The sequence below is a fragment of the Bacillus sp. N6 genome, assembly GCF_052805735.1.
Map to the genome: position 1 here is coordinate 4,865,904 of NZ_CM127843.1, position 24,132 is coordinate 4,890,035.

Genomic DNA, 24,132 nt, shown 5'->3' on the forward strand with positions numbered 1-24,132 from the left:
AATTTCCTCCTTCATATTTTCATGAGCAGCTTCTCTCTTTTTGAAAGAAGCTGGCTCTCCCGTTTATTTTTTATAAACCTTTGTTGCTTCCATTCTTTGCTTTAGCGTCGTCTCGTTCTGAGCGAACTGCTTGCACTTTTTTTTATAATCCAGTTCCAGCGGCTAGAATGTTCGGTGGCTTCGCTTCTTCCTGCGAGGCAAAGAACGCCTCTACGTCTGAAGCTCCATCCCCCTCACATTCTGAACGAGCCGCTTCCACTTTTTATAGTAATTCAAATACTCCCGCTGCTCCCATTCCGCCGCCAATACACATTGTTACGATACCGAATTGTTCGTTGCGGCGTTTCATTTCGTGAATAAGAGATAGTGTTAGTTTTGCTCCTGTACAGCCAAGTGGATGTCCAAGTGCGATTGCACCACCGTTTACGTTTACTTTTTCTTCATCTAAACCAAGTTCACGAATAACTTGGATCGATTGAGAAGCAAATGCTTCGTTTAGTTCGAATAAGCCAATATCAGATAGCTCTAAGCCAGCTAGTTTTAACGCTTTTGGAATTGCAGCGATTGGGCCGATTCCCATTACTTCTGGTGGTACGCCAGCTACTGCAAATGAACGGAATTTCGCAAGTGGCTTCATGCCATCGCTCACTGCTTTTTCACGATCCATTAATAGTACAGATGCTGCACCGTCACTCATTTGTGAAGAGTTACCAGCTGTTACAGAACCGCGAACGTTAAATGCTGGACGTAATTTCCCTAAAATGTCTAGCGTCGTCTCTGCTCTTACACCTTCATCTTGTGCGAAAATGATTGTTTCTTCTTGCAGTTTATTGTTTGAGCCAACCGAGCGTAACGTCACATCTACAGATACTGTTTCATCAGCAAAGTTTCCTGCCGCTAATGCTTTGGCAGCACGTTGATGACTTCTTACTGCAAATGCATCTTGCTCTTCACGAGAAATTCCATATTTCACAGCAACTTGCTCTGCTGTATGTCCCATACCCATATAATATTCCGGAGCCGCTTCTACAAGGCGACTATTCGGACGAACAACGTGTCCCATCATTGGAACTAAACTCATTGATTCCGCTCCGCCTGATAATACAGCTTCAGAGTGACCAAGCATAATGCGCTCTGCTCCGTAAGCGATACTTTGTAAACCAGAAGAACAGTAACGGTTAATTGTAATAGCTGGAACATCGTAAGAAAGTCCTGCTAGTCCGCCGATATTACGAGCCATATTTAAACCTTGTTCTGCTTCTGGCATCGCACAACCGAAAATTAAATCATCGATTGGTCCTTCATAATTTGCACGCTTTAACGTTTCCTTTACTACTAACGCCCCTAGATCGTCAGGACGAACTGTTTTTAATGAACCCCTCTTTGCTTTTCCAATTGGTGTTCTTGCTCCCGCAACAATGACAGCTTCTCTCATGAACGATATCTCCCCTCGTTATTAGTTACGTAATGGCTTTCCTTTTACAAGCATGTGCTGCATTCTTGCTTGTGATTTCATCTCACTTACTAAGCTAATAAATGCTTCACGTTCTACATCTAATAAATACTGCTCATCAACTTCTGTTCCGTACGGCACTTTTCCGCCCGCAATGACATATGCAAGTTTCTTCGCAATGTGAAGATCATGTTCAGAAATGTAACCTGATAAATGCATTGCTTCTGCACCAAGTACAAGAGTTGCATATCCTGTTTCACCAACAACTGGTATCTTTTTACGAATCGGTGCTTTATAACCAGCTTCATATAAAGCAAGTGCTTTCTGTTTTGCATCATATAGTAAGTGATCACCATTCACACTAATACCGTCTTTATCGCCTAAGAAGTTGTTCGATACAGCTTCTTGTGCTGATGTAGAAACTTTCGCCATCGCTACAGATTCGAACACTTTATTCGCAACTTTTTGCAGATCAAACTCTACACCGTTTGGCATTTTATTTAAGTGTTTAATGTATAACTCTTTATTACCGCCTCCGCCAGGGATTAAGCCAACACCAACTTCTACTAAGCCCATATACGTTTCACTAGAAGCTTGAATGCTAGCTGCTGGTAAGCAAACTTCTGTACCTCCGCCAAGCGTCATACCGTATGGTGCTGCTACAACTGGCTTAGAAGAGTACTTAATTTTCGTCATTGCATCTTGGAAGTTTTTCACAACCAACTCAATTTCAAAGTAGTTGTCATCTTGTGCTTCCATTAAGATCATTGCTAGGTTCGCACCAACGCAGAAGTTCTTCGATTGATTACCGATAACAAGACCTTTATAATTCTTTTCTACTTCATCAACAGCGTAGTTAATCATTTGCGTAATATCCATACCGATTGCATTGCTCTTCGAATGGAACTCTAAGCAAAGGATGCCGTCGCCTAAATCAATTAAGCTCGCTCCGCTATTTTTCTTTAATACACCATTTTTCGCTTTTAATTGCTTAAGAGAAATTGCTTTTTTATTACGCTCGATTAGCTTATATTCGCCATTATCGTAATAGTAGCTATCGCCGTTATCATGTTTATAGAAAGTAGTGAAACCTTTCTCTAACATTTCTTTCACCCAAGTAGGAACGACTACGCCATTTTCTTCCATCTTTTGAACAGATTTTTCAACGCCGATTGCATCCCAAACTTCAAACGGTCCTTGCTCCCAGCCGAAGCCCCACTTCATCGCTTGGTCAATTGCAACGATATCGTCAGCAATTTCTTTATGAAGTTTTGCAGAGTATAAAAGAGTTGGTGTAATGATGTTCCATAATAACTCTCCTGCGCGGTCTTTTGCGTATACAAGCGCTTTCAATTTATTCGCTAATCCTTTTTCTTGTTTACTTAACTCTACGGATGCAGCTTTTAATTTTTTACGCGCTTCATATTCCATCGTTTCAGGATTTAGTTCTAAAATTTCTTTTCCTTGTTTTAAGAAGAAGCCTTGACCTGTTTTGCTTCCAAGCCATTTTTTATCAAGCATGTCATGCATGAAAGCTGGTACTTTAAATACATCACGCTCTTCTTCTTGTACGTTTTCATATACGTTATTTGCAACGTGTACGAATGTATCTAAACCGACAACATCTAATGTACGGAACGTTGCACTCTTCGGACGACCAATTAATGGACCTGTTACAGAATCAACTTCCCCAATGCTGTAGCCGCGTTTTATCATCTCTTGAAGAGTTACTAATAAACCGTACGTACCGATGCGGTTTCCAATAAAGTTTGGTGTGTCTTTTGCGATAACAACGCCTTTTCCAAGAACGTCTTCTCCAAATAGTTTCATGAAGCTTAATACTTGTGGATCTGTTTCTTTCGTCGGTATTACCTCTAGAAGTTTTAAATATCGTGGTGGGTTAAAAAAGTGTGTGCCTAAGAAGTGTTTCTGGAAGTCGTCTGAACGACCTTCTGCCATTTTTTCAACTGAAATACCTGACGTATTCGAGCTTACAATAGAACCTGGTTTACGAACAGCGTCTACTTTTTCAAATAATTTCTTTTTAATATCTAAGTTTTCAACTACTACTTCAATAATCCAATCTACATCAGCAAGAAGCTCAAGATCATCTTCTAAGTTACCTGCTTCAATCAGTGCTAGATTTCCTTTCACTGTCAGAGGAGCTGGTTTTTGCTTCAATAGTTTCTGTACAGCCGTATTACTAAAACGATTTCTCACACTTTTATGTTCTAATGTAAGTCCCTTCGCTTCCTCTTCTTTCGTAAGCGCAGGTGGTACAATATCAAGCAATAATGTCGGAATACCAATATTAGCTAAGTGTGCCGCAATTCCCGAACCCATTACGCCTGAACCTAGAACAGCAGCCTTTTTAATTTGGAACATCCAATTCTCCCCCTATTCTTGAATGAATGCTCATTCAATTTTTCGACATAAGTCGCAATCAATGAGTGAGCCTCTACTAATAAATATATGATACTGTTTAAATTTTCGCAATATATTTATTGATAAAATTTTCTGAAATAAATTTTTTTCTTTCATTTGGCTATGCTATACATGTGTATTTTCTTTGTTTAAATGCACTTTTCCTTTTTATAATCTGACGAAACTGGAGGAATATATATGGCAAAACTTAAGAAGAACCCTTCAAAGGCTGGAATTAGTGCAGCTAGTGTAACTGGAAACGCAGGTCCACATAATCACGGTGTTGAAAAAGGACGCCAAGGTAATAACCAACAATATAAGAAGCATAATATGGGCGAAAAATAACGCTATATTTTTGGGCAGAGAACGTGGCATAATGATTAATGGCTGCTTTTTCTGCCCAATTTATTTGTACATATGGAAAACAAAAGAGGGAACGATGATGAAACGAACAATAGTTATGATTGTAATGATTGCTACACTATTTACAGGGATGATTTTCTTCTCTTATGCACAAAGGCAACAAGCTGTAAGAGCTGATCAACCTAACATTACTGGGCAATATGGGGTTACAATCGATGCAAACACAGGTGAAATTTTATATGGGAAACGCGAAGACGAACGTTCTTATCCGGCTAGTATAGCCAAAATGATGACAACCCTTCTTTTACTAGAGAATGTAAAAGAAGATGAAGAAATTACGGTTACAGAAAATGCAATTAAAACAGAAAGTCAAAGCAAGAAAATTAAACTTCGTGCTGGAGAAAAATTAAAGCGTGATGAGGCATTAAAACTTATGCTTATCATTAGTGCAGATCCAATAGCTGAATCAATTGCAGAACATATCGCAGGATCAAAAAATGAATTTGTGAAAATGATGAATGCTAGAGCAAAGGAACTTGGTACAAAGCATGCAACTTTCAAGAACGCAAGTGGTGCTGATGCAATTGGGAATAAAGTATCACCATATGACATTGCTATTATTACGAAAGAAGCATTAAAGTATCCAGTTGTTTTAGAATATATGAATTCAACACGTACAACTCTACATACTTCAGAACGCTCTCCAAACATCGCAAACTATGGACGAGAAGAACTATATGACGATCCATATGCGATTGGAAGTAAAAGCGGTCTATCAGCACTCGGCAAATATACAGTCGTAACAGTGGATGAAAAAGACGGTAAACGCGTCATTAACGTCGTATTATCTTCTACTCGCGCGCAACTATATCCTGATACGAAAAAAATGGCGCATTACGCATTTCAGCAATTAAAATAACCAAGGAGTATTTTCTCCTTGGTTATTTTTTAACCATACCTTTTAATACGAACGCAACGTTTGCTGGACGCTCTGCTAGACGACGCATGAAGTAGCCATACCAGTCGTTTCCATAAGGTACGTAAACACGCATTTTGTACCCTTCTTTTACTAGCTCAAGTTGACGCTCATTACGAATACCATATAACATTTGGAATTCAAATTGATCCCTTGGAATGTTGTGTTCTTCGGCAAGTTTTTTTGTATATTCAATAATCGCTTCGTCATGTGAAGCAATTGCAGTATAATTCCCATTTAATAAGTGCATTTTAATAATTTTTTTATAATTGTCATCTACATCTTTCTTGTCCGGGAACGCCACTTCTTCAGGTTCTTTATAAGCCCCTTTTACAAGACGTAAATTAGGATTATAAGCGTTTAAGTCTTCAATATCTTTTTCTGTACGATATAGGTAAGCTTGAATAACAGTACCAATATTATCGTATTCAGATTTTAATTGTTTAAAGATATCAATTGTTTTCCCGCAGCGTGTATAGTCTTCCATATCAATGGTAACGAACACACCATTTTCTTTTGCCGCTTCTAAAATACGGCGCATATTGTTCATTACGATTTCATCAGAGATATCTAATCCCATAGAAGTCATCTTTAAAGAAAGCTGCGAATCAAGACCTTCTCTTCCAATTGCACGGATCGCTTCAATCGATTGGTTAGCCATTTCATTTGCTTCCGCTTCATTATCAACGAATTCACCTAAATAATCGATTGTTACACAAAGTCCTTGCTTATTTAATGCCTGAATGGCAGCTGTAGCTAATTCAATCGTCTCCCCTGCGACGAAGCGACCTGCACCAAAGCGTAAACCGTACTTTTTAGCCAGTTTTGTTAGCGCTTTATTTTTAGATAAGAAAAGAAACGAATTTCGCATTAATTGTTCCATGTAATTCACCCCTATGACTGTAATTTATCTGTTTTTTACCCCTCTTCAAAATTATATCATTGTTTAAAATTATTGGATACAAATAATTATTTAGATAATTTATAAAATACTATAAAAACATTTAAAAACCTATATTCTCGCATGTAAATATGAAGGGAATATTTTTCGACATTTAGAAAAAACGGGTTTACTAGGGCAAAAATAGGCATACCGAAAATATTCGACATGCCTATAAAACCCTTAATATTCCATGTAAATTATATAAGGATATTAATAAAGAAAACTTGAGGTAACATTCACCTCAAGTTTTCTCACTGCTCATTTCTCTTCTCTTCATTCAGCCTTTTAATATCCGTAATTAACTGCACCATCTCTTCTTTCGCATCTGGATATGTCTCATTCCAATGCTTCACTAAAGCTGGCATCGTCTTCGCTATGTAAGAATAAAGTGCCCACTTCTGCACCTGTTCTTTTCGCTCTTCACTACTCTCTCCAAGTAACAGCTCAGTGTATTTCTCTAGTAATCCGTCAAACTGCTCGTTAAACTTTTCACTCATTTCATTTACCTCCTATATGAAAAAAGCAGCGAAAATCGCTGCTTTTTCTTATAATTTTGATCGAACAGAGTTTAATTTCTTCTCCATTGTGCTTACTTTATCACGACGATCATCAATACGAATTGTTGTTGCAACACGCTGTGCACCTTTCGTATAAGGCACTTCATGCATTTGTTGAATTACTTCTAGAATGACAGGAAGATCTCCTTCAATAATTGTATTCATCGGTGTTAATTGATACTTCACGCGATCCGCATTTTTCTCTAGCACCTTTTGTACTTCTGCTACATATTCACTAACACTTGGATTACCTGTTCCTACTGGAATAATCGATACATCAACAATTGCCATAGTAGTCTTCCTCCTATAATCGTTTCTTATATATCCATTGTCTATTTTACCGAAATCCTCATCATTTTACTAATATGTTACTCTTCCACTTTAAACTGCTCGACTAATCTTTCTAAATCTCTCATATGTTCTGTCAAACTTTCCATCGTGTGAGCTACCTTTTCTAAATGATTCACCTGTGATTCCGTTGCAGCATGTACCTCTTCGGAAACAGCTGCACTTTCTTGACTCGTACCAGCAATTGTGTGCATTACCGCTGTAATTTCTCCTTGCTCGTAACCTATGTTATGTACCTCTTCTACAATTTTTTCAACTGAAGTACTAATCGTATTTACAACTGACATAATTGTGCGGAACTCCATTTCTGCCTCTGTCGTCACTTTATTTTGCACATCTGCAATGTCTTTCAATTTACTTACAACTTCTACAACTCTTTTTACTTCTACTTGCACATCACCAATCATCGTTGTGATTTCTCCAGTTGCCTCTTTTGATTGTTCCGCTAATTTCCGAACCTCTTCAGCAACAACCGCAAATCCCTTACCTTGCTCACCTGCACGGGCAGCTTCAATCGAAGCATTTAAAGCAAGTAAATTTGTTTGATCCGAAATGCCTTTTATAAGCTCAACAACATTTTGAATCGATCCAACTCTTTGTTCTAACTTATCCGATGCTTCTTCTGTATGAACAACAATCGAAGATGATTGTCCCCTCGTACGGATTAAATTCCTCATTGTATTTAATCCTTGCTTAGATGCCTCTTCCGCTTTGCCAGCCACTCCTTTTATTTCATCAACAGAGCTATTCATTTGTTCCACTGACTCCGCCATATTTTCGAGCTGAGCAGAAACTTCATCCACACTATTCGCAAGAGTAGAAGCTCCTCCGCTCACATCATCCATTGCTCCTGAAACTTCTCTACTAGCCGCCACTGTTTCGTTCGTTAAATAATGTAAACTATTCGTTGATTGTTGCACCGTTGATACGCTGTTTTTAATTTTACTTACCATTTCATTCATTTGTTCAACCATATCATTAAAGTGCTTCGTCAACTCTCCAACTTCATCTTTACTTGTCACTTTCATTCGCAGCGTTAAATCGCCTTCTGCTACTTTTTGAACGTGATTCTTTAATAGTTGCAGTGGTCTTGCTAATCTTCTTGAGAATAAGTAGGAAGCTACGATTCCAACTAATAAACTAATACATGCCATTATAATAACTGTATTTCTCGTACTATTTAATAGCCCATCGATCGTTTCTTTCGGATAAAAGATTCCTATCGTCCATTTCATCGTATCAAATGATTGACTGTAAACAACTACATCTTCACCTTTTATTGTAGTGACCGCATATTTTGTTACCTCTTTATTTAAGCTCTTTATAAGTGGCTCTTTAGAAACATCTTTTCCTATCTTTTCTGGATAAACAAGAGCCATATTTTTATCATTTATAATAAACATTTCTCCGTCATTATTGTATTGAATATTGTGAAGCAACTTCTGAATCGTCCCAAGCGATACATCCATCGCAACAACGCCTAATACAGACCCATCTTGAGCTGTAATTGCTTTAGAAACACCTACACTTAACTTGCCTGTTGCAATTTCATAAGAAGGTTGTCCCCAATGGACCTTTTTTACATCAGCCTCTGAATCTTTATACCATGGTCTTGTCGTTGGATCGTATCCTTCTGGCACTTGCCCACCTTCAGCAAGATTGGCACTTAATGTTTTTTTATCTTTCGTACCAATATATAAATCTAAAATACCAGGATGATTCTTTTTATACTCCGCAAACTCTTTCGTTAAAAACGCTTCCTCTTCCGGAGTAACCCCACCTTGAAGCATATTACGAATCATCTCACTGTTCGCGTAATACCCCATATCTTCATCCGTTCTTTGAACAAATGTCGTAAGTTGCTCTGTCACAAGATCCATCGCATTTTGAGAATACTCGTCTAAGGAACGCACTTCCTTTTCTTTCTGTAATTGATACACAGCTGTACCCAATATTACGAACATCATAGAAATAAGAACTGAAAACACTACCGCAATTTTTAAACGTAAACTTCTTAACATCTTTCCCCCAGCATCCCCTTCGCATTAAATTAAAATCTTATTAATCATTATATTAAGTATAATAGATAAAATTAAAAAATTGAAATTAATTCTCACCTTAATACAATTAGAAAACTTACTACCACTTGTGCAAAAACAAATAGTTCATTATCCTTAAAATATAATCTCATTCGTTCGGAGGGAACTATGTTACAAAAATTCGGTTTCTCACAATATGAAAGCCAAGCTTATGAAGTTGTCGTATCAAGCAATGAACCATTAGATGCTACAACAATTGTGAAGCATTCAGGTGTTCCAAAAGCAAAAATATATGAAGTACTAGCACGCCTAATCGATAAAGGAATGGTAATGGATTCTGTTTCAGAAAAGAAAAAATTGTATACAGCATTACCACTAAAACTAGCAATTGAAAAATTAACGACAGAATTCCAATCAAATATTAAAGAGCTGGAAACAAACATATCAAAAAAATCATTTACAGATGACCGTGTGTGGAGCTTAAAAATGCAATCTTCTATTCGAGTTCAAAGTAAAGAACTCATTGAAAGTGCAAAAGAATCAATCCGTATTTCAGCTTGGAATGATACTCTTTTAGAATATCTCCCTTTACTAGAACAAAAAGCAAAACAAGGTGTTCAAATTGAATCTCTTATTGTTGGAGAAGTAGAAACAGACTTAGAAAACATGCATTTTCTAATCCCAGCTGAAGAGCCTAATGCATTAGAGCGCTACTTACTACTCATCGTTGACGATCGTGAAATTTTATTTGCTGGCGTAGAACAAGAATCATGGCAAGCGATGAAAACAATGTCACAACCTTTCGTAAAGTTCTTTACAGAATTTTTCTATCACGACGTTGCACTTGCAAAGATTACTCAGAAACATCATGATCTCTTTATGGAAGATGAGGAAATTAAGAGTTTGTTAATGAAGTTGAGGTACTAACACATTTCTAAATTAATTTCTTACATAAAAAGAAGCTGTACCGAAAGGAGTTTTTCATACTCTTTTGGTACAGCTCTTTTTTATCTCGATTTATGAGGGCTAATAATCAGTGTGGAATGAACCACTTCACTGATTAAAGTTTCACTTTATGCTTTCGCTAATTCAATTTTACGTAATTGGTTTTTCGGATGATTTTGATTTGTAAATACAGAACGGTCATTCTTTAATACGATTACTTCAAAGAATGGCTTAAATCGTTCTTCTGAAATATCAAAGGCTTGTAGAAACTTTCCAAACATCATTTGTTCTTCACGTTCAGCCTCCCCATCAGAAAGAGATGAATCAATTAAGTTAACAAGGATACACATTTTTTGTGCATCTGTAAGTGAAGGCGCTGCTTCTTTTAAGAATGTATCTAAACTATTTTTACGAACATACTTAATAGCCTTCTCAAGTAGGTCATCGTTATTTCCACCTACATAAATTGTGCCACCTTTATTTTTACCACCTAAAACAGATAATAATTGTCCTAATTCTTCATTATCATATTCTCCATCTGCACCCATCATGTAAAGTAAAGATGTAGCAAATGCAAAGTGTGGTTCCATCCCATTTTCCGTACGAGTTTTGTCTCCCTTAAACATATCAAATAAGCCCATTTTTAGCCCTCCTATATGAAAATATAATCTTCCTAAATATAACAGAAAGCGCTACAAAATAATGTGTCCGTTTTGTAAAGTTTACACTCTAATAAATCGGCTAGTTCACGATTTTTCTTTCTCTTTTATCTCCCTCAAAAGCTCAATGATTTTCTCATTTTGCTCCACTTGTTTCTCTGAATTTTGATAGATGCAACGAATCCAGCCTAATACAAAAACAGCTACAACTATCGGCAATAGTGTAAGTATTATACCGAATATCGAGAAATTAAACACCATTTTCCCATCACCTCGCTACATACCAATTCTCCATATTCTTACTAAAACCTGCAATTTTTTACAAATAAAAAAAGAACCTATCAAACGATAGATTCTTCTTTCACGAACTGAGTAGAGCGTCCTCTCGTAATCGAGAAAATCGCGCAAAGCAGTGCTAATATAATAAAGCCACCGCCTACCCAAGCATTATATATAACAGATGATTTTTCAATAACAACTCCGCCTACTGTTGAACCAAGTGCAATCCCTAAATGAAGCGCAGAATTATTTAAACCTTGCTGAATACCAGCTGATTCCGGTGCAATTTCAATTAAATAATTTTGCTGTGCTGGTGAAATAGCCCAGCTAAGCATACTCCAAAGTCCCATCATAATGATGAAGAGCGGGAATGAGAATGTCATTAATGGCAACATGAAGATTGCACATGCAAATACGATAATAATCGAGATAATACTTTTCTTCGATCCCCATTTATCAGCAAGCCATCCACCGAACCCGCCGCCAATTACTGCTGCGATTCCGAAAATAAAGTAAAACACACTAATCCAGTTTGCTTCAACATGCATAACATCTTTTAAAAACGGTGTTAAATATGCATACAATGTTAAATGACCCGTTAAAAACAAAAATGATGTTAACTGTGCACTTACAATTTTTTTATCTTTTAAAGTAGCAAGTTGTTCTTTTATTGATAATACCGATGTCGGTGGTACTTTCGTTAAGAACAATGAAATACAAGCAATTGCCATAACTGTTAATACAGAAATTAATACAAATGGTGCACGCCATCCGTATGCATTTCCGAGTACAAGACCAAGCGGTACTCCAAGTACAAGTGATCCACTAATTCCCATAAAAATGATTCCAATTGCACGCGCACGAAAATGCGGTTCTACTACACTAGACGCAAGTGTTACAGATAGTGCAATAATTAATGAACCACTCGCCGCACAAATAACCCTTGAGAACATTAGCATTCCGTAATTCACACTAAATGCGGAAATAATATTTCCGATTAAGAAAATCGATAATGCTCCAACATACAATGTTTTTCTTTCAAACTTCCCTGTCAAAGCTAATAAAACTGGACCTGACAAAGCAAATACTACCGAAAATATTGTGATAAGCTGACCAGCTGCGCTAATAGATACTCCTAAATCATTGGCAACTAAATCGAGCGTTCCTCCTATAATTAACTCAACCGTTCCGACTACGAAAGCCGCGATAGCTAAAATATAAACACGAAAATTCAAGTCTTTCCCCACGCTTTCTTTTTTGGTTACTACGACTATAGTAACCAAAATAGAAAGTGGACGCAAGTATAATTTTTTTACAGTAAAAAAGGTAGGCGTATTATACGCCTACCCTTCCATCATTCTGTTTCTTTCTTCTTATTCAAGTACCAATACACCGGTAGTCCAGTAAAGACAATTCCAATTGATAAGAAACAACTCACTGGATCGTTAATAATCGCACTACCGATTACAAAGAACGAACCTAAAATCGCTACGATTGGTACGATTGGGAATAACGGTACACTATATGCACGCTCTTTATTCTTATTACGTTTTCTTAAAATGAAGACACCAATAAACGTCATTACATAGAAAATATAAATAATGAATACGGAAATCTCAGATAGCTTATTTGGATCACTAATAATCATTAAAATAATTCCTAAAATGATTTCAACAGTAATCGCATTTGCTGGTGTTTTAAATCTCGGACTTTCCTTTGCAATAAACTTAGAAAATGGAAGTTGTCCACGTTCCGCCATAGACATTGGAATACGTGGGAATGTTAAAATCTTTCCATTTAAACAACCGAAAATAGAAACGATAATACCTATACTAATAATTTTCCCGCCATATTCTCCAAGTAACATGCCCGCAGCTGTCGCTGTTGCATTTTCTCCAAGGTCTACAATTTTCGCTGCTGGTAATACATTTAATAACGCCAAGTTAATTAATACGTATGCAGCTGTTACAATTAAAATCCCAACTGTCATTGCTTTCGGTAATAATTTTGTTGGATTCTTCATTTCTCCGCCAATCGAAGCAAGTAAAATCCATCCGTCATAAGCAAATAACGTTGCTAAAATTGCCATACCGATACTTTGATTTTCTGATATCGGCACTACTACGTTAAAGATATCGCTATTCCCTTTCCAAAAACCTAGCACGACAATTAATATGATCGGAATCATCTTCCCGATTGTCGTGATTGTTTGGACGATACCTCCGTATTTTGTTCCCATACTATTTATAACGCCAAGGAACACAACCGTTCCAATTGCAATTGGTAAATTCCACACTTTATCTAAATAGAAAAAATTAATCATTAAAGAACTAAAGTATAAACCTAATGTTCCGATAATAGCAGGTCCATAAACAATTGTTTGCATCCAACCTGATAAATATCCCCAAAAACTTCCGTAAATCTCCTCTAAATACGTATACAACCCACCATTTTTCGGGATTTGCGCTCCAATTTCAGCTACTGTTAAACCACTTGCTAGCGTCAACAGACCACCAATTACCCAAGCAAGAATGGCCATATTAGAACTCCCCGAGTAATCTAATACGCTCCCTGGTTTCATAAACACACCAGATCCAATAATCGTTCCTACTACGATAGAAAGTGCTACTGTTAAACCAATTTTGTTCTTCTCATCATGATGCATGCTGCGTATCCTCCTTCCAATCCTAGTGTGATGCAAAAATGAAATAAAAAAACACTCCTCCCTAAAAAAGGGACGAGTGTTGTATTCGTGGTTCCACCCTTGTTTCAATTCGCAAAGTAACATACTTCACCAATTTCTCAAGTCTAAATAACGGTTTTTGCCGGCAAGCAATTACTAGATGCTCGTTCACTGCTGCAGTTCAGAGGTGGTAATCCATTTTTCCGTATTAGGAAGCTCACAGCCAAAGGCTTCCCTCTCTGAGAATCGTAAAAAATTGATCATGTCCTCATCATCACTTCTTGATGTCGAATTTTGTAGTTATTGTTCATTATATTGAATTGTTAGAAAAAATCAATATATTTTTTTATATAACATAGGAAATATTTCTCTTCTTATATTATAACAGAACATACAAAACTTCTCTAATTCCCTAAAAATGGTATAATTCTTTTAGGAGGTGTACTAATAATGATTGCTGTCTTTTGTATCATCGCTACGTTTCTCTCTGTTCTATTCGCTATCATGTATCGAAACAAGTATCCTGGTTATAGCATTTTAGCGGTAGCTATTATACCAGCTGTTTCCTTCTACGTATTGGGTAAATATCAATATACGGAAGTGTTTATCGGTTTTGCAATCTTCTACTGCGTCTTCGGATACATACTAACAATAAAAAGAATTTCAATGCCTCATTAAAAGGGACCGATTTCTACTTATAGAAATCGGCCCTTGCACGTACCTTCCTGTTGCCCACACGAAAGATACGACTTCATTCAATTATTTATCTTCTTTTTTCATAAAAAACTTATGGTGCGGTAAATCAACATTCAATGCCTCTAATTGTTTCTTTTCATTGTCTAAAATCGCTTTTGCTTTTTCTTTTGTTGCTTCATCTAATCCTGCAAACATGTCTTCATGCTTCTTTTTCTCTGGGAGTTTCACGCCTAACTTCGTTAATTCTTCTTTTGCTTGCTCATGCGTTAATTTTCCGGATTTTTCTTGCTCAAAAATTGACTTCACTTTTTCTTTCGTCTGTTCATCTAAATTAGCAAGCATATCTTTACGCTTACCTTTCTCTGGCATTTTCACACCTAACTTTGATAATTCCTCTTGCGCTTGTTCACGTGTTAATTTTCCAGATTTCTCTTGCTCTAAAATGGACTTCGCTTTTTCTTTCGCCTGTTCATCTAATCCTGCAAACATGTCTCCATGCTTACCTTTCTCCGGCATTTTCACGCCTAGCTTTGTTAATTCCTCTTTTGCTTGTTCACGTGTTAGTTTTCCGGATTTCTCTTGCTCTAAAATGGACTTCGCTTTTTCTTTCGCCTGTTCATCTAATCCTGCAAACATGTCTTTACGCTTCTCTTTCTCTGGAAGCTTTACACCTAGTTCCTCTAACTGTTTCTTTGTATCGTCCATAATTGTTTTTACTTTTTGTTTTGTAGCGTCATCCAAATCCTTTTTCGCCGTTTTTGCAGGCTGATCCACTGCTGGAGTATTCGTTGCCGCGAATGCCGGAATGCCGACTCCTCCAATGATTCCGAATGATAACGCACCTGCAATCGCTAAATACCCAACTGTTTTCTTCTTCATAGGAAATTTCCTCCTTCATATTTCTAATGCATGTACACTTTCGTATACAATGCCTATAGTAATGTCGGTTTCTTAACATTTCCTTAACGACTTAACAAAAAAACACCGCTCGTAATGAGCGGTGTTTCTCTATGCTTTTTGTAATTGTAACTCTTCACGTTCCATTATTTTTCTTAATACAATTGTTTGTGTCATTGTAAATAAGTTACCTGTTATCCAGTACAACACAAGTCCTGATGGCGCCGCAAACCCCATAAATAGAATCATTGCCGGCATCATAATTTGCTGCATCTTTAGCATCTGTACTTGTTCTCCAGGTGTCATATTCGATTGGAAAACTTTCATCTGAATAAATGTCGTTAACGCTGCAATAATCGGTAATATATGATATGGATCTGCATGTCCTAGGTTCACCCATAAAAACGAAGATGTGCGAATCTCTTCCGTTCTGCTAATCGCATAATACAAAGCAGAGAAAATCGGCATTTGTATTAATAATGGCCAGCAACCAGCAAGTGGATTCCAACCGCCTGATTTCATTAGTTCTGACATTTCTTTTTGATACTGCTTTTGTTTCTCAAGATCTTTGCTTACATCACCGTACTTTTTCTTTAGCTTCTGCAATTCAGGTTGCATTTTCTTCATTTTCGCTTGGCTGCGATATTGCGAAACAGCTAATGGAATCATTGCTGAACGAATAACGAGCGTCATAATAATGATAGCAATCCCAAAGCTAGCTCCAGGTATATGATGAGCAACAAATTGAATCATAAACGAGATTGGATATACAAAATAATGATCCCAAGTCCCAGTACTATGTGCATCAATTGGGGCCGCATTACTGCAACCAGATAAAACAAAAACAAATAATAATGATAAACTAACGAGCACAGCTCGGTATGATTTTAACATGTTCATTCCTCCAATGTTTCGTAATTATTTAGCGAAACATTGGTGTATACGGACCGACCTCGTCATTCTCTTCACTTGATTCTTGTCTGCGTACAGAACGAATCATTCCATATTTATAAAAAATAGAAAATAGCGGTACATTTCCCGCACTATCTTCACATGTATCAACTAACGCAAAAGCTCTTTGTCTACCGCTTGATGCTTGTTGACGCACAAAGCGAGAAACATTAGCAAGGAAGAAAACTTCTAATAAACAAAGTGCCGTCGTTACAAACGATATATATAGAATTGCATCCTGCAATAAAAATTCCATCGCTTCACATCCTTAATAAGGTCATTTTAGCACATTCAACAAACATTCTCTATTTCCTTTTATTTTCAAAAAAAGTATTTTGCATATTTTCTCAAGAAAATAATAATTAAGAAACGTTGTATTCGCTTTCTTTAGTATATTCACACACATCAATGAATAGGCTTGATTTATTAGAAATTTATAAAATTTTTGCATTATAATAAAACTATTGCCAGTTTTTGAAAAAACCTTTATTCTCTTCTTGTAATCAAAAATGAATATGGAGATGAAACATACTATGGGTCAACTAGGAGACGCCGATTACGTTCCCGACACCGCCTTTTTATCCTTCCCAGCAGCTAAAACATTTCACTTAGAATTTATGATACAGTTGGTTGTTATTTTTATAGCTTCTATTTTGTATGCAATTTCTATGAATATGTTTTTTATCCCGCATAACATGATTAGCGGTGGATTCGCTGGTGTAGGGATGATTATCGGTTATTTAATGCACTACAATATCGGTGCACTTATCTTTTTACTAAACATTCCTCTTCTTATTTTAAGTCACTTTTACTTAGGCAAGAAGACAACCTTTTTAACAGCTTACTTTGTAGCTGTATCATCGTTAGCGATGAACATTATCCCTGTACACCAGGTTTCAGACGATATTTTACTATCTTCTGTATTCGGTGGTGTAATCTGCGGAGCAGCTTCCGGAATCATATTCCGATTTGCTTCTTCAACAGGTGGCTTTGATGTTGTTGGATTGATTGTAGCGAAACATCGAGATATTTCAATTGGAGCAATCATCTTTGTATTCAACTTAGTCTTACTTGTTGCAGCAGGTTTTATTTTCGGATGGGATATTACACTTTATACGTTAATTAGCCGGTTTGTAGTCAGCAAAGTTATCGATGCTGTGCATACGAAACATATTAAATTAACGATAATGACAGTTACAGAAAAAGGTGAGGAAATAAAAAGCGCACTACTACATCACGGCATACGCGGGGTGACAATGGTAGACGCTGTCGGCGGCTATACAAACCATAAGAAAAAAATGATTTACACTGTCGTGACTCGCTATGAGTTAGGCGAAATGAAACGTATTATCCGTCAAGTGGATAACAAAGCATTTATGAACATTACTGAAACAGTTGAAATTGTCGGCCGTTTCAAACGCATATAAAAAAGGTTAATAAATTAAAGGGCATAACATATTAGTCATATATAATATGTTATGCCCTTTGTTATTCAACTCACGTACCTTTTAGCATAATAAAATCACTAAGTTTATTACTACAAATCGGAGGATAGCATCCCATATACAATACTATCTGTCCATTCATCTTTATTCCAAAAATCTTGTATGAAATGGGCTTCCTTTCTCATGCCTATTCGTTCACACAATTTTTGTGAAGCTGTATTACGTGCATCAAGATTAGCCTGTATACGATGTACATTAAATTCATTAAATAATTTCAATACCAAACTACTTACTGCTTCTGTCGCCAAACCTCTCCCAGCTACTTCATTTGAAAAACTATAACCAATCTCAACAGTGTCTTTCATATTTGTGTACCATACGGATAAATCACCAACTACTTTAGTTTTGTATATAACTGCCAAACTTAATATTGATTCTTTAGTAAGTACATTATTTGCTAACTTCTTATTAAATCTTTCCTGCATGTCTTCATGAGTCCACTTATTATGTAATAGGAACTTACATGTATCATCACTATTATAAATAACAAATACATCCTGTAAATCAGTACTCTTAAAAGGTCTAATTATTAATCTTTCTGTTGTGAACTCCAAGTTAGCTCTCCTCCCTTACATTCATACTATAAAACATTTTTTATAGTATTTAAGCCTCCTTCTTAGATCTCACCTTGATTACATATTTCATCATAATAAATTAAAATCCTTCTTCCACTAAACTGCACCGTTAATGGTATTTCCTTGCGCTTTTTATTTTTTACACTTATTACAAAATCAGATAATTCTATCATTATGTCTCTAAATGTGTTATAATGAAAGCAGACTCACAAAAAAAGAGTATATAGACTTGGAAGTTTCTCTTATTTTACAAGCAAAAAGAAACGAGCAGTCGGGTATATTTCAGACACCATACACGTAACGGTTTAAACAACCGATCATCTTAGTTACTCTTCAATGATCTTTTTATAAAAAGATACGTACAATTAAAACTCACTTCAATATACTATACCTACCTTTTTGACTTCCAAATCATCTTATTACATAAGGAGATGAACATATGAATCAATATATACGATATACAATAGCTGTCCTGTTTGCTATTATCGGCGGAACAATCTGCTTCTGGACAAACACACAGCTTGGAGAGAATATCATTTTTAATGGAATCGAAACACTTGTAAGCGCTTCAATTTTAGGCGGATACATTTACTTCCTCTTCAATCCAGAAGAAAATGCTCAAAAAACAATGTTATTAACAATGATCGGAATCGTTGGTGGATGTATTTCCTACTCAATGACAAACTATACATTACCACTTCAATTAAGCTCAGCTTTCTTCCACGGTCTATGGACTTGGTTCATTGCATTCTGCTTAGCAGACGTATTCAACCTATTACAAGACAATGAAGAAGATAGCGGTCGCCAAATTGAAAGTAACTCTTAAGCTGGAAGATACTCTTCCAGCTTTTTTATGTTGGTTTGCATACCCCGCATCACGATAAAAAGAAGTTACCCTCACGGCAACTTCTTTTCCATATACCCCACTTCGTATTCACTAAAATATATCAACGATTTTTCAAATATATCGATCGTTTCTCCACTTATATCAACGATTTTTTCATTATATCGACGCTTCGACACAAGATATCGATTTACCGACATTCTTCGACACTCAAAACGCACAACATACCCTATCCCCCAAGCAACTTACTGCCGAACTCTACGATTAAAAAGATAATTAATAGGATCGCGAGTATCTTTAATGCTACATATGCCACTTTAAAAACAACATAAATGAGCAAGACTATCAAAATAATTGATAAGATTTCCATATTTACTTCCTCCAAGCTTTGCTCTTCTTATCTCATTTTACTCGCCCTAGGCTGTTTATGGAACAGCCTAAGACGACATATAAAAAAGAGGATACCTCACCCATCGTAAGATACCCTCTCTTTCAGCTGCTTAAACCATTCTCTTTCTAATTGTAAATATCCCATTTCACTCTTCTCGGCGCTCTTTAATTCTTGATCAGCTTTCTTCATATAAGTACGGGACGCTTCCATATTGCCCTCTACATATTTAATAATTCCTTGTGTACGGTAATATCCACTTAGGTCCATTTTTGTAATAGCCTTTGCATGTTCCTTTGCTTCTTGCAACGAAAGACTATCCATCTGATAAAGAGCTTTATATAAAAGGTACCAACTATGAAAACTACTAACGAAAAACTTATTTTCTTTCGTTACAGGTAGTTGAACAATTCGTTCTATATACGGTATCGCTCTTTCCATCCCCTCTTGATCTGCACGAGCAAAAAAGACGAGCATAAGTCTACTCATTATCTCTCTTATCCCTTTATTCTCTTTTATTTTCTCCTCACTCAATTCTACTAATCTTTCATCCCAATCTTTCGGTCTTTTATAACTAAATAACTCACTCGATATTTGAATCTCATATAAGTGATTTCTAGCTCTTTCATCATCTTTAATTAAAATAAGAAATTGCATCCCATCACTCATAAGCATTCCTTTTATCGGCACAATTGTAACCACAAAGATTGCAAAATGGAAAAAGGAAAAATATAAAAGATATTGATAATAACTCACCATGTATATGTAACCGGAAGTAATACCAAATAGTAAACTCGTAATCGGTCCACCTAAAGTGAGCCACGCCCATTTTTTCGAAAGATTCGGTGTCTCTATAGAAGGTGGTACTAGTGTTGCAACGCCTCCAAAGTACGACCATAATTTATTTTCTCGAATACGTAATTTTCCCTTTTCTTTTTGAATAGTAATGGGTCCTACTGTCATAAATTTAAATGTTAAACCACCTATTACACCAAATACTACATGTCCTAGCTCATGAATGGCTAACACTAACAATGAAATTCCAACTATTGCCCATAGGTTCAAAATTACTTCTAATTTCCCAGTTCGGATTACTCCGTATAAAATGGACAGAATTAGCGCCACTGTCATTGAGCCAGCTGGCCTTCTTAAAATATCCACCTTTTTCTCCCCTTAATAAATCATTTTTCTCTGCATTTCGTACATGAACTTCCCGAGATGCAATATCCAAATAAATGAGATTAAGCCAATTAATACAAAATCGATATCACTAGCAGCTGTATATATAACGGCAGCCCACCATACATATGCCAATATTGTATTCGTAAATTCATACGCTTTATATCCAGCCTCATGCACAATGTGCTTTAATCCTTCATCTGCGTTTTTCGTCCACATTTTCATAGATTCCATATACGTTACACCTTGTTCAGGATATAGCTTATTATAACGATTTTTTGTTATGAGTCCGATAGTTACTACAGTAGTTAAACAAACAATCGAAGCTACTAAATTCCACACCGCAAATGAAACATTTGTATCCTGCAACAGTGCACGTCTACATGTAATAACTGCATATACAAACCATGCCTGCGTAACTATATCACCTACACGTAAATATATACTTATAATGCCTAATTTTCTGCCTTGTACGCTCTCTTCTTCATCGCGTGCCTCTGCTAACATACGTGTATTCTTCCAAGTATAGTACATCATTAAAATTCCAAAAATAGTACATATACCTACAAATGTATTGGATGATAATTTTCTCGGTTCATCCGAGAGTAAATTTAAAGCTATATAAGACGTTAAAAAGCCACCCATCATACTTACTGCTATTTTCCCCACAGAATCAAATTGTTTTTTTCGCTTACTCTTACTCTTCATCGTCCTCTTCCCCCTCTACTAACGTAAATATTTCCTCCACCGGTACATTGAAAATTTGTGCGATTTTTAACGACAATACGATAGATGGTGCATAATCCCCGCGCTCAATTAAACTAATCGTTTGCCGTGATGATCCAATCGCTTTCCCTAAATCCCCTTGTGATAAACGATGCTTTGCTCGCAATTCCCTCACTCGATTTTGAAGCTTCATGTCTTCCCTCTTTTTCATTTATTTAATTAAAATTGTAAATAATATCCTTATCTTTGTCAATTATAATTGTCATTACGACTATAATAATTGACAAGATACTTATTTCTTATCCTGTATCAAATTCCTATAAAGAATGTAAAATGTGCATTAAACATAGTCTTAAAAATAAAAAAGTCAGTGCTTTTGCACTGACTTCCTAAATTCTGACATAGAATGGATTTCATATTAACTTGCGTTTTGTAGTAATACTCGTTTTAACTGCTTACGGAAACGAATACCTAACGTAACTGCTACAATCACAATAACTCCAAAAATGATTTTACCGATATGACCTTCTAGCACTCCAAAGATATCATGTAAGTTTCCACCTAACCAGTAACCACCGATTAAGAAGAATGATACCCAAAATAGAGCGCCTGAATAAATTGTAATGGCAAAACGACGGAATGGTAAATTAATAATTCCTGCAAAGTATCCTGTGAAATGACGTACACCAGGAATAAAGAAACCAATAAAAATCAGGAAGTACCCATACTTATCAAACCACATTCTCGTTAAGTCAATTTTTCTTTGTGTTAAAAATACGTATTTCCCATACTTTTGAATGAAAGGCATACCTAATTTATTTCCTAAAAAGTATTGAATCGTCATTCCTACACTTGTCCCAATAAAGGATAGAATAATTAAAATCGGTAAACTTAAATCACCCTTATGTGCTAAAAATCCCGCATATGCTAACGTTGGCTCTCCCGGAAACGGAAGTGCAATATATTCTAACAGCAAACCTACAAGTACAACATAGTACCCGTATTGCTGAAATAATTCATGAATCCATTCCATGTCATCTCTCCTTTCAATCACGTACAACTTCTTACTATTATTGTATAAAAAAATTGTCGAAATAACTATCACAATAGCTTACATTTTTATTACATTTTTGTAAGGGTCACACTAATGATTTCCGTTCTTTATTAAGTAGCTAAAAGCATTTTTTAAGTCGAAATAACAAAAAGACGCATTAATAATATGCAAATTTTATCCATTTTTTAACACTGGAAAACCTTTCTTATTTTGTTCTCAATAAAAAACCACCACAAACTCATGCTAACTTCATATTAGCTTCATATACGTATTGTAAGATTATATCGGAATTTGTTGAAAAATTTAACTAATATATGACTAAGCATTAATTTGAATAAATATAAGTCGTTTTTCGAAATTGAAAAAAGGGTGAATACGAAATGGAAGCATATAAAATGCACGATTTTATTAATACAAATGTTGAATCTCATCAAAATGAAACCGTTTTTAATTTACACATATGTGAAACAAGTGAATTTGACGTAAGTTTAACAAAATCTACAACACTATCTTTTATCGTTTCAAAAAAGAATATTAAAATTGTCACGAAAAAATGGACTAACTCAAACCAAGAAAGCATGATTGGCAAAAGCTACATCATTCCAACGAAAGCTTTTCACTATTTCTTACCAATTATTTCTGAAAATGAAGATGAGCTAAATATTCAAGTTCAAAGTTTTGGACTACGTGGTGAGCTTTTATTAAACGAAAGATTACTTATTGATAAAAACAACAAACACAACAGCAAAATCACTACATTCTTTGAAACATTAGATGAAAATGTAAATAAAGCATTACGAGGATTACAACTTCATTGTATGTAAGACTATTACGATAGTAAAAGGAGAATAACAATGAAAAAATTATTATTAAGCGCACTATTATCATTAGGATTTTTAACTCTTCCATTCGCTAGCGCAGAGGCCGCTACAACGAAAGATCAATTAATTGTAGACACTCAGTTAAATAAAATGGATTATTATCAGGATGGAAAATTTATAAAAAGTTTTACTGTCGCTACTGGAAAAGCTGCAACGCCTACACCTAAAGGCACTTTTCAAATCGTAAATAAAATTAAAAACCGCCCTTATTATACAGGCAAAATTAAAGGCGGGGATCCACGTAATCCACTTGGTGACCGTTGGCTTGGATTAAATATGGCAGGAACTTACGGAACAACTTATGCGATTCACGGAACTAACAATAATCAAGCAATCGGCAAATGGACAACACTTGGTTGTATTCGTATGTATAATAATGATATACACTGGTTATTTGAGCGCGTTCAGCAGCAAGCTACTGTCACTGTCAAATAGCCTAAAAACAAGATTTATGTGTAGCCAAGAATTTTATGTCTTGGCTTATTTTATTTATTCATTTACAGTAGCAAAACAACTGTATTTACATATATAATAGGAATAGATTTGATTAGCTAATATCTAAACATTGATAAACGTAGATATTAAAATTATACAGTTATAATGTTTTATAAATTTTATAATACATACTATAATAGAACTACTGTAATTCTGAACTATTCAGTAACACTAAACTATTCCCCTTGCTACCTTCATGATTATTTTATAGCGGGGGCTTATTATATGTATAAACAATCTGAGTCACTCGAAAAATGATGAATTCGAATATT

27 protein-coding genes and 1 other annotated feature are annotated in these 24,132 nt (G+C 35.8%); of the genes, 8 read left to right on the plus strand and 19 right to left on the minus strand.

Annotated elements, in window-relative coordinates; translation table 11 throughout:
* Nucleotides 1-262 precede the first annotated feature (262 nt).
* On the minus strand, nt 263-1,435 hold the full coding sequence (locus ACUXVC_RS25215; RefSeq protein WP_001206331.1) for an acetyl-CoA C-acetyltransferase: 1,173 nt from the start codon (nt 1,433-1,435) through the stop codon (nt 263-265).
* Nucleotides 1,436-1,456: 21 nt separating this feature from the next.
* Nucleotides 1,457-3,838 carry a 3-hydroxyacyl-CoA dehydrogenase/enoyl-CoA hydratase family protein gene (locus ACUXVC_RS25220; RefSeq protein WP_000486359.1) on the minus strand — a complete coding sequence of 794 codons (2,382 nt, stop codon included), beginning with the start codon at nt 3,836-3,838 and terminating at the stop codon, nt 1,457-1,459.
* Nucleotides 3,839-4,075: 237 nt separating this feature from the next.
* Here ACUXVC_RS25220 and ACUXVC_RS25225 point away from each other — a divergent pair, with 237 nt between their 5' ends.
* Nucleotides 4,076-4,222, plus strand: a complete 147-nt coding sequence (locus ACUXVC_RS25225; RefSeq protein WP_001096344.1) for a YuzL family protein — start codon at nt 4,076-4,078, stop codon at nt 4,220-4,222.
* Between the two features lie 97 nt (nt 4,223-4,319).
* Nucleotides 4,320-5,159 carry a D-alanyl-D-alanine carboxypeptidase family protein gene (locus ACUXVC_RS25230; protein ID WP_023523353.1) on the plus strand — a complete coding sequence of 280 codons (840 nt, stop codon included), beginning with the start codon at nt 4,320-4,322 and terminating at the stop codon, nt 5,157-5,159.
* A gap of 22 nt (nt 5,160-5,181) precedes the next feature.
* On the opposite strand, the gene ACUXVC_RS25235 is transcribed toward ACUXVC_RS25230, so the two are convergent.
* From ACUXVC_RS25235 to ACUXVC_RS25250, 4 genes are all read right to left on the minus strand, one after another.
* The gene (locus ACUXVC_RS25235; protein WP_000436780.1) at nt 5,182-6,099 is read right to left on the minus strand and encodes a proline dehydrogenase family protein; all 918 of its coding nucleotides are present in this window, start codon (nt 6,097-6,099) and stop codon (nt 5,182-5,184) included.
* Between the two features lie 311 nt (nt 6,100-6,410).
* Nucleotides 6,411-6,656 carry a YusU family protein gene (locus ACUXVC_RS25240; RefSeq protein WP_001290600.1) on the minus strand — a complete coding sequence of 82 codons (246 nt, stop codon included), beginning with the start codon at nt 6,654-6,656 and terminating at the stop codon, nt 6,411-6,413.
* 48 nt (nt 6,657-6,704) lie between these two features.
* Complete coding sequence (locus ACUXVC_RS25245) at nt 6,705-7,007, minus strand: MTH1187 family thiamine-binding protein (RefSeq protein ID WP_001018860.1); 303 nt, start codon at nt 7,005-7,007, stop codon at nt 6,705-6,707.
* A gap of 77 nt (nt 7,008-7,084) precedes the next feature.
* Entirely contained in the window at nt 7,085-9,085 is a 2,001-nt protein-coding gene (locus tag ACUXVC_RS25250) for a methyl-accepting chemotaxis protein (RefSeq protein ID WP_088020145.1), read from the minus strand.
* Between the two features lie 186 nt (nt 9,086-9,271).
* Between ACUXVC_RS25250 and ACUXVC_RS25255 the strand changes: the two genes are divergently transcribed.
* Nucleotides 9,272-10,030 (plus strand): TrmB family transcriptional regulator, encoded by a 759-nt coding sequence (locus ACUXVC_RS25255; protein ID WP_000939479.1) that lies wholly within the window; start codon nt 9,272-9,274, stop codon nt 10,028-10,030.
* Between the two features lie 146 nt (nt 10,031-10,176).
* Here ACUXVC_RS25255 and ACUXVC_RS25260 read toward each other — a convergent pair whose 3' ends face one another.
* The 4 genes from ACUXVC_RS25260 to ACUXVC_RS25275 form a co-directional block, all read right to left on the minus strand.
* Nucleotides 10,177-10,689: a tellurite resistance TerB family protein gene (locus tag ACUXVC_RS25260; RefSeq protein ID WP_053563418.1), complete on the minus strand. Its 513-nt coding sequence runs from the start codon at nt 10,687-10,689 to the stop codon at nt 10,177-10,179.
* 105 nt (nt 10,690-10,794) lie between these two features.
* The gene (locus ACUXVC_RS25265; RefSeq protein WP_097912934.1) at nt 10,795-10,968 is read right to left on the minus strand and encodes a hypothetical protein; all 174 of its coding nucleotides are present in this window, start codon (nt 10,966-10,968) and stop codon (nt 10,795-10,797) included.
* Between the two features lie 80 nt (nt 10,969-11,048).
* Nucleotides 11,049-12,287 carry an MFS transporter gene (locus tag ACUXVC_RS25270; protein ID WP_446025870.1) on the minus strand — a complete coding sequence of 413 codons (1,239 nt, stop codon included), beginning with the start codon at nt 12,285-12,287 and terminating at the stop codon, nt 11,049-11,051.
* A gap of 53 nt (nt 12,288-12,340) precedes the next feature.
* Nucleotides 12,341-13,651 carry an APC family permease gene (locus tag ACUXVC_RS25275; protein ID WP_023523356.1) on the minus strand — a complete coding sequence of 437 codons (1,311 nt, stop codon included), beginning with the start codon at nt 13,649-13,651 and terminating at the stop codon, nt 12,341-12,343.
* 65 nt (nt 13,652-13,716) lie between these two features.
* Nucleotides 13,717-13,953, minus strand: a binding site (T-box leader).
* Nucleotides 13,954-14,119: 166 nt separating this feature from the next.
* On the opposite strand from ACUXVC_RS25275, the gene ACUXVC_RS25280 reads away from it, so the two are divergent.
* Complete coding sequence (locus ACUXVC_RS25280) at nt 14,120-14,347, plus strand: hypothetical protein (RefSeq protein ID WP_053563416.1); 228 nt, start codon at nt 14,120-14,122, stop codon at nt 14,345-14,347.
* 81 nt (nt 14,348-14,428) lie between these two features.
* On the opposite strand, the gene ACUXVC_RS25285 is transcribed toward ACUXVC_RS25280, so the two are convergent.
* The 3 genes from ACUXVC_RS25285 to ACUXVC_RS25295 all read right to left on the minus strand — a co-directional run bounded on the left by ACUXVC_RS25285 (nt 14,429) and on the right by ACUXVC_RS25295 (nt 16,469).
* Nucleotides 14,429-15,244 (minus strand): hypothetical protein, encoded by an 816-nt coding sequence (locus tag ACUXVC_RS25285; RefSeq protein WP_069356428.1) that lies wholly within the window; start codon nt 15,242-15,244, stop codon nt 14,429-14,431.
* 129 nt (nt 15,245-15,373) lie between these two features.
* Nucleotides 15,374-16,156, minus strand: a complete 783-nt coding sequence (gene yidC / locus ACUXVC_RS25290) for a membrane protein insertase YidC (protein ID WP_446025871.1) — start codon at nt 16,154-16,156, stop codon at nt 15,374-15,376.
* A 28-nt stretch (nt 16,157-16,184) separates the two neighbouring features.
* Entirely contained in the window at nt 16,185-16,469 is a 285-nt protein-coding gene (locus ACUXVC_RS25295) for a hypothetical protein (protein WP_000394930.1), read from the minus strand.
* Nucleotides 16,470-16,746: 277 nt separating this feature from the next.
* On the opposite strand from ACUXVC_RS25295, the gene ACUXVC_RS25300 reads away from it, so the two are divergent.
* Nucleotides 16,747-17,640 carry a YitT family protein gene (locus ACUXVC_RS25300; RefSeq protein WP_000530043.1) on the plus strand — a complete coding sequence of 298 codons (894 nt, stop codon included), beginning with the start codon at nt 16,747-16,749 and terminating at the stop codon, nt 17,638-17,640.
* 110 nt (nt 17,641-17,750) lie between these two features.
* On the opposite strand, the gene ACUXVC_RS25305 is transcribed toward ACUXVC_RS25300, so the two are convergent.
* The gene (locus ACUXVC_RS25305; protein ID WP_098126723.1) at nt 17,751-18,272 is read right to left on the minus strand and encodes a GNAT family N-acetyltransferase; all 522 of its coding nucleotides are present in this window, start codon (nt 18,270-18,272) and stop codon (nt 17,751-17,753) included.
* Between the two features lie 460 nt (nt 18,273-18,732).
* Here ACUXVC_RS25305 and ACUXVC_RS25310 point away from each other — a divergent pair, with 460 nt between their 5' ends.
* A complete protein-coding gene (locus ACUXVC_RS25310) occupies nt 18,733-19,119 on the plus strand; it encodes a DUF3938 domain-containing protein (RefSeq protein WP_001077773.1) in 387 nt (128 codons plus the stop codon).
* Between the two features lie 247 nt (nt 19,120-19,366).
* Here ACUXVC_RS25310 and ACUXVC_RS25315 read toward each other — a convergent pair whose 3' ends face one another.
* From ACUXVC_RS25315 to ACUXVC_RS25335, 5 genes are all read right to left on the minus strand, one after another.
* Nucleotides 19,367-19,507, minus strand: a complete 141-nt coding sequence (locus ACUXVC_RS25315) for a DUF3985 family protein (RefSeq protein WP_000404758.1) — start codon at nt 19,505-19,507, stop codon at nt 19,367-19,369.
* 96 nt (nt 19,508-19,603) lie between these two features.
* Complete coding sequence (locus ACUXVC_RS25320) at nt 19,604-20,656, minus strand: hypothetical protein (protein ID WP_141241129.1); 1,053 nt, start codon at nt 20,654-20,656, stop codon at nt 19,604-19,606.
* A 42-nt stretch (nt 20,657-20,698) separates the two neighbouring features.
* Nucleotides 20,699-21,412, minus strand: a complete 714-nt coding sequence (locus tag ACUXVC_RS25325) for a DUF3169 family protein (RefSeq protein ID WP_144465563.1) — start codon at nt 21,410-21,412, stop codon at nt 20,699-20,701.
* On the minus strand, nt 21,402-21,623 hold the full coding sequence (locus tag ACUXVC_RS25330) for a helix-turn-helix transcriptional regulator (RefSeq protein ID WP_000776168.1): 222 nt from the start codon (nt 21,621-21,623) through the stop codon (nt 21,402-21,404). Before ACUXVC_RS25330 ends, ACUXVC_RS25325 begins: the two co-directional genes overlap by 11 nt.
* Nucleotides 21,624-21,848: 225 nt before the next feature.
* Nucleotides 21,849-22,463, minus strand: a complete 615-nt coding sequence (locus ACUXVC_RS25335) for a DedA family protein (RefSeq protein WP_000454754.1) — start codon at nt 22,461-22,463, stop codon at nt 21,849-21,851.
* A 401-nt stretch (nt 22,464-22,864) separates the two neighbouring features.
* Here ACUXVC_RS25335 and ACUXVC_RS25340 point away from each other — a divergent pair, with 401 nt between their 5' ends.
* Together ACUXVC_RS25340 and ACUXVC_RS25345 are read left to right on the plus strand one after the other, a co-directional pair.
* Entirely contained in the window at nt 22,865-23,308 is a 444-nt protein-coding gene (locus tag ACUXVC_RS25340; RefSeq protein WP_000388762.1) for a DUF3978 family protein, read from the plus strand.
* Nucleotides 23,309-23,338: 30 nt separating this feature from the next.
* A complete protein-coding gene (locus tag ACUXVC_RS25345; RefSeq protein WP_000735058.1) occupies nt 23,339-23,800 on the plus strand; it encodes a L,D-transpeptidase in 462 nt (153 codons plus the stop codon).
* Nucleotides 23,801-24,132: the final 332 nt, after the last annotated feature.

Coding starts and splice junctions, on each gene's coding strand:
- ACUXVC_RS25215 (WP_001206331.1), bottom strand. CDS start 1,435: ATGAGAGAAGCTGTCATTGTTGCGGGAGCAAGAACACCAATTGGAAAA.
- ACUXVC_RS25220 (WP_000486359.1), bottom strand. CDS start 3,838: ATGTTCCAAATTAAAAAGGCTGCTGTTCTAGGTTCAGGCGTAATGGGT.
- ACUXVC_RS25225 (WP_001096344.1), top strand. CDS start 4,076: ATGGCAAAACTTAAGAAGAACCCTTCAAAGGCTGGAATTAGTGCAGCT.
- ACUXVC_RS25230 (WP_023523353.1), top strand. CDS start 4,320: ATGAAACGAACAATAGTTATGATTGTAATGATTGCTACACTATTTACA.
- ACUXVC_RS25235 (WP_000436780.1), bottom strand. CDS start 6,099: ATGGAACAATTAATGCGAAATTCGTTTCTTTTCTTATCTAAAAATAAA.
- ACUXVC_RS25240 (WP_001290600.1), bottom strand. CDS start 6,656: ATGAGTGAAAAGTTTAACGAGCAGTTTGACGGATTACTAGAGAAATAC.
- ACUXVC_RS25245 (WP_001018860.1), bottom strand. CDS start 7,007: ATGGCAATTGTTGATGTATCGATTATTCCAGTAGGAACAGGTAATCCA.
- ACUXVC_RS25250 (WP_088020145.1), bottom strand. CDS start 9,085: ATGTTAAGAAGTTTACGTTTAAAAATTGCGGTAGTGTTTTCAGTTCTT.
- ACUXVC_RS25255 (WP_000939479.1), top strand. CDS start 9,272: ATGTTACAAAAATTCGGTTTCTCACAATATGAAAGCCAAGCTTATGAA.
- ACUXVC_RS25260 (WP_053563418.1), bottom strand. CDS start 10,689: ATGGGCTTATTTGATATGTTTAAGGGAGACAAAACTCGTACGGAAAAT.
- ACUXVC_RS25265 (WP_097912934.1), bottom strand. CDS start 10,968: ATGGTGTTTAATTTCTCGATATTCGGTATAATACTTACACTATTGCCG.
- ACUXVC_RS25275 (WP_023523356.1), bottom strand. CDS start 13,651: ATGCATCATGATGAGAAGAACAAAATTGGTTTAACAGTAGCACTTTCT.
- ACUXVC_RS25280 (WP_053563416.1), top strand. CDS start 14,120: ATGATTGCTGTCTTTTGTATCATCGCTACGTTTCTCTCTGTTCTATTC.
- ACUXVC_RS25285 (WP_069356428.1), bottom strand. CDS start 15,244: ATGAAGAAGAAAACAGTTGGGTATTTAGCGATTGCAGGTGCGTTATCA.
- yidC (WP_446025871.1), bottom strand. CDS start 16,156: ATGTTAAAATCATACCGAGCTGTGCTCGTTAGTTTATCATTATTATTT.
- ACUXVC_RS25295 (WP_000394930.1), bottom strand. CDS start 16,469: ATGGAATTTTTATTGCAGGATGCAATTCTATATATATCGTTTGTAACG.
- ACUXVC_RS25300 (WP_000530043.1), top strand. CDS start 16,747: ATGGGTCAACTAGGAGACGCCGATTACGTTCCCGACACCGCCTTTTTA.
- ACUXVC_RS25310 (WP_001077773.1), top strand. CDS start 18,733: ATGAATCAATATATACGATATACAATAGCTGTCCTGTTTGCTATTATC.
- ACUXVC_RS25315 (WP_000404758.1), bottom strand. CDS start 19,507: ATGGAAATCTTATCAATTATTTTGATAGTCTTGCTCATTTATGTTGTT.
- ACUXVC_RS25320 (WP_141241129.1), bottom strand. CDS start 20,656: ATGACAGTGGCGCTAATTCTGTCCATTTTATACGGAGTAATCCGAACT.
- ACUXVC_RS25325 (WP_144465563.1), bottom strand. CDS start 21,412: ATGAAGAGTAAGAGTAAGCGAAAAAAACAATTTGATTCTGTGGGGAAA.
- ACUXVC_RS25330 (WP_000776168.1), bottom strand. CDS start 21,623: ATGAAGCTTCAAAATCGAGTGAGGGAATTGCGAGCAAAGCATCGTTTA.
- ACUXVC_RS25335 (WP_000454754.1), bottom strand. CDS start 22,463: ATGGAATGGATTCATGAATTATTTCAGCAATACGGGTACTATGTTGTA.
- ACUXVC_RS25340 (WP_000388762.1), top strand. CDS start 22,865: ATGGAAGCATATAAAATGCACGATTTTATTAATACAAATGTTGAATCT.
- ACUXVC_RS25345 (WP_000735058.1), top strand. CDS start 23,339: ATGAAAAAATTATTATTAAGCGCACTATTATCATTAGGATTTTTAACT.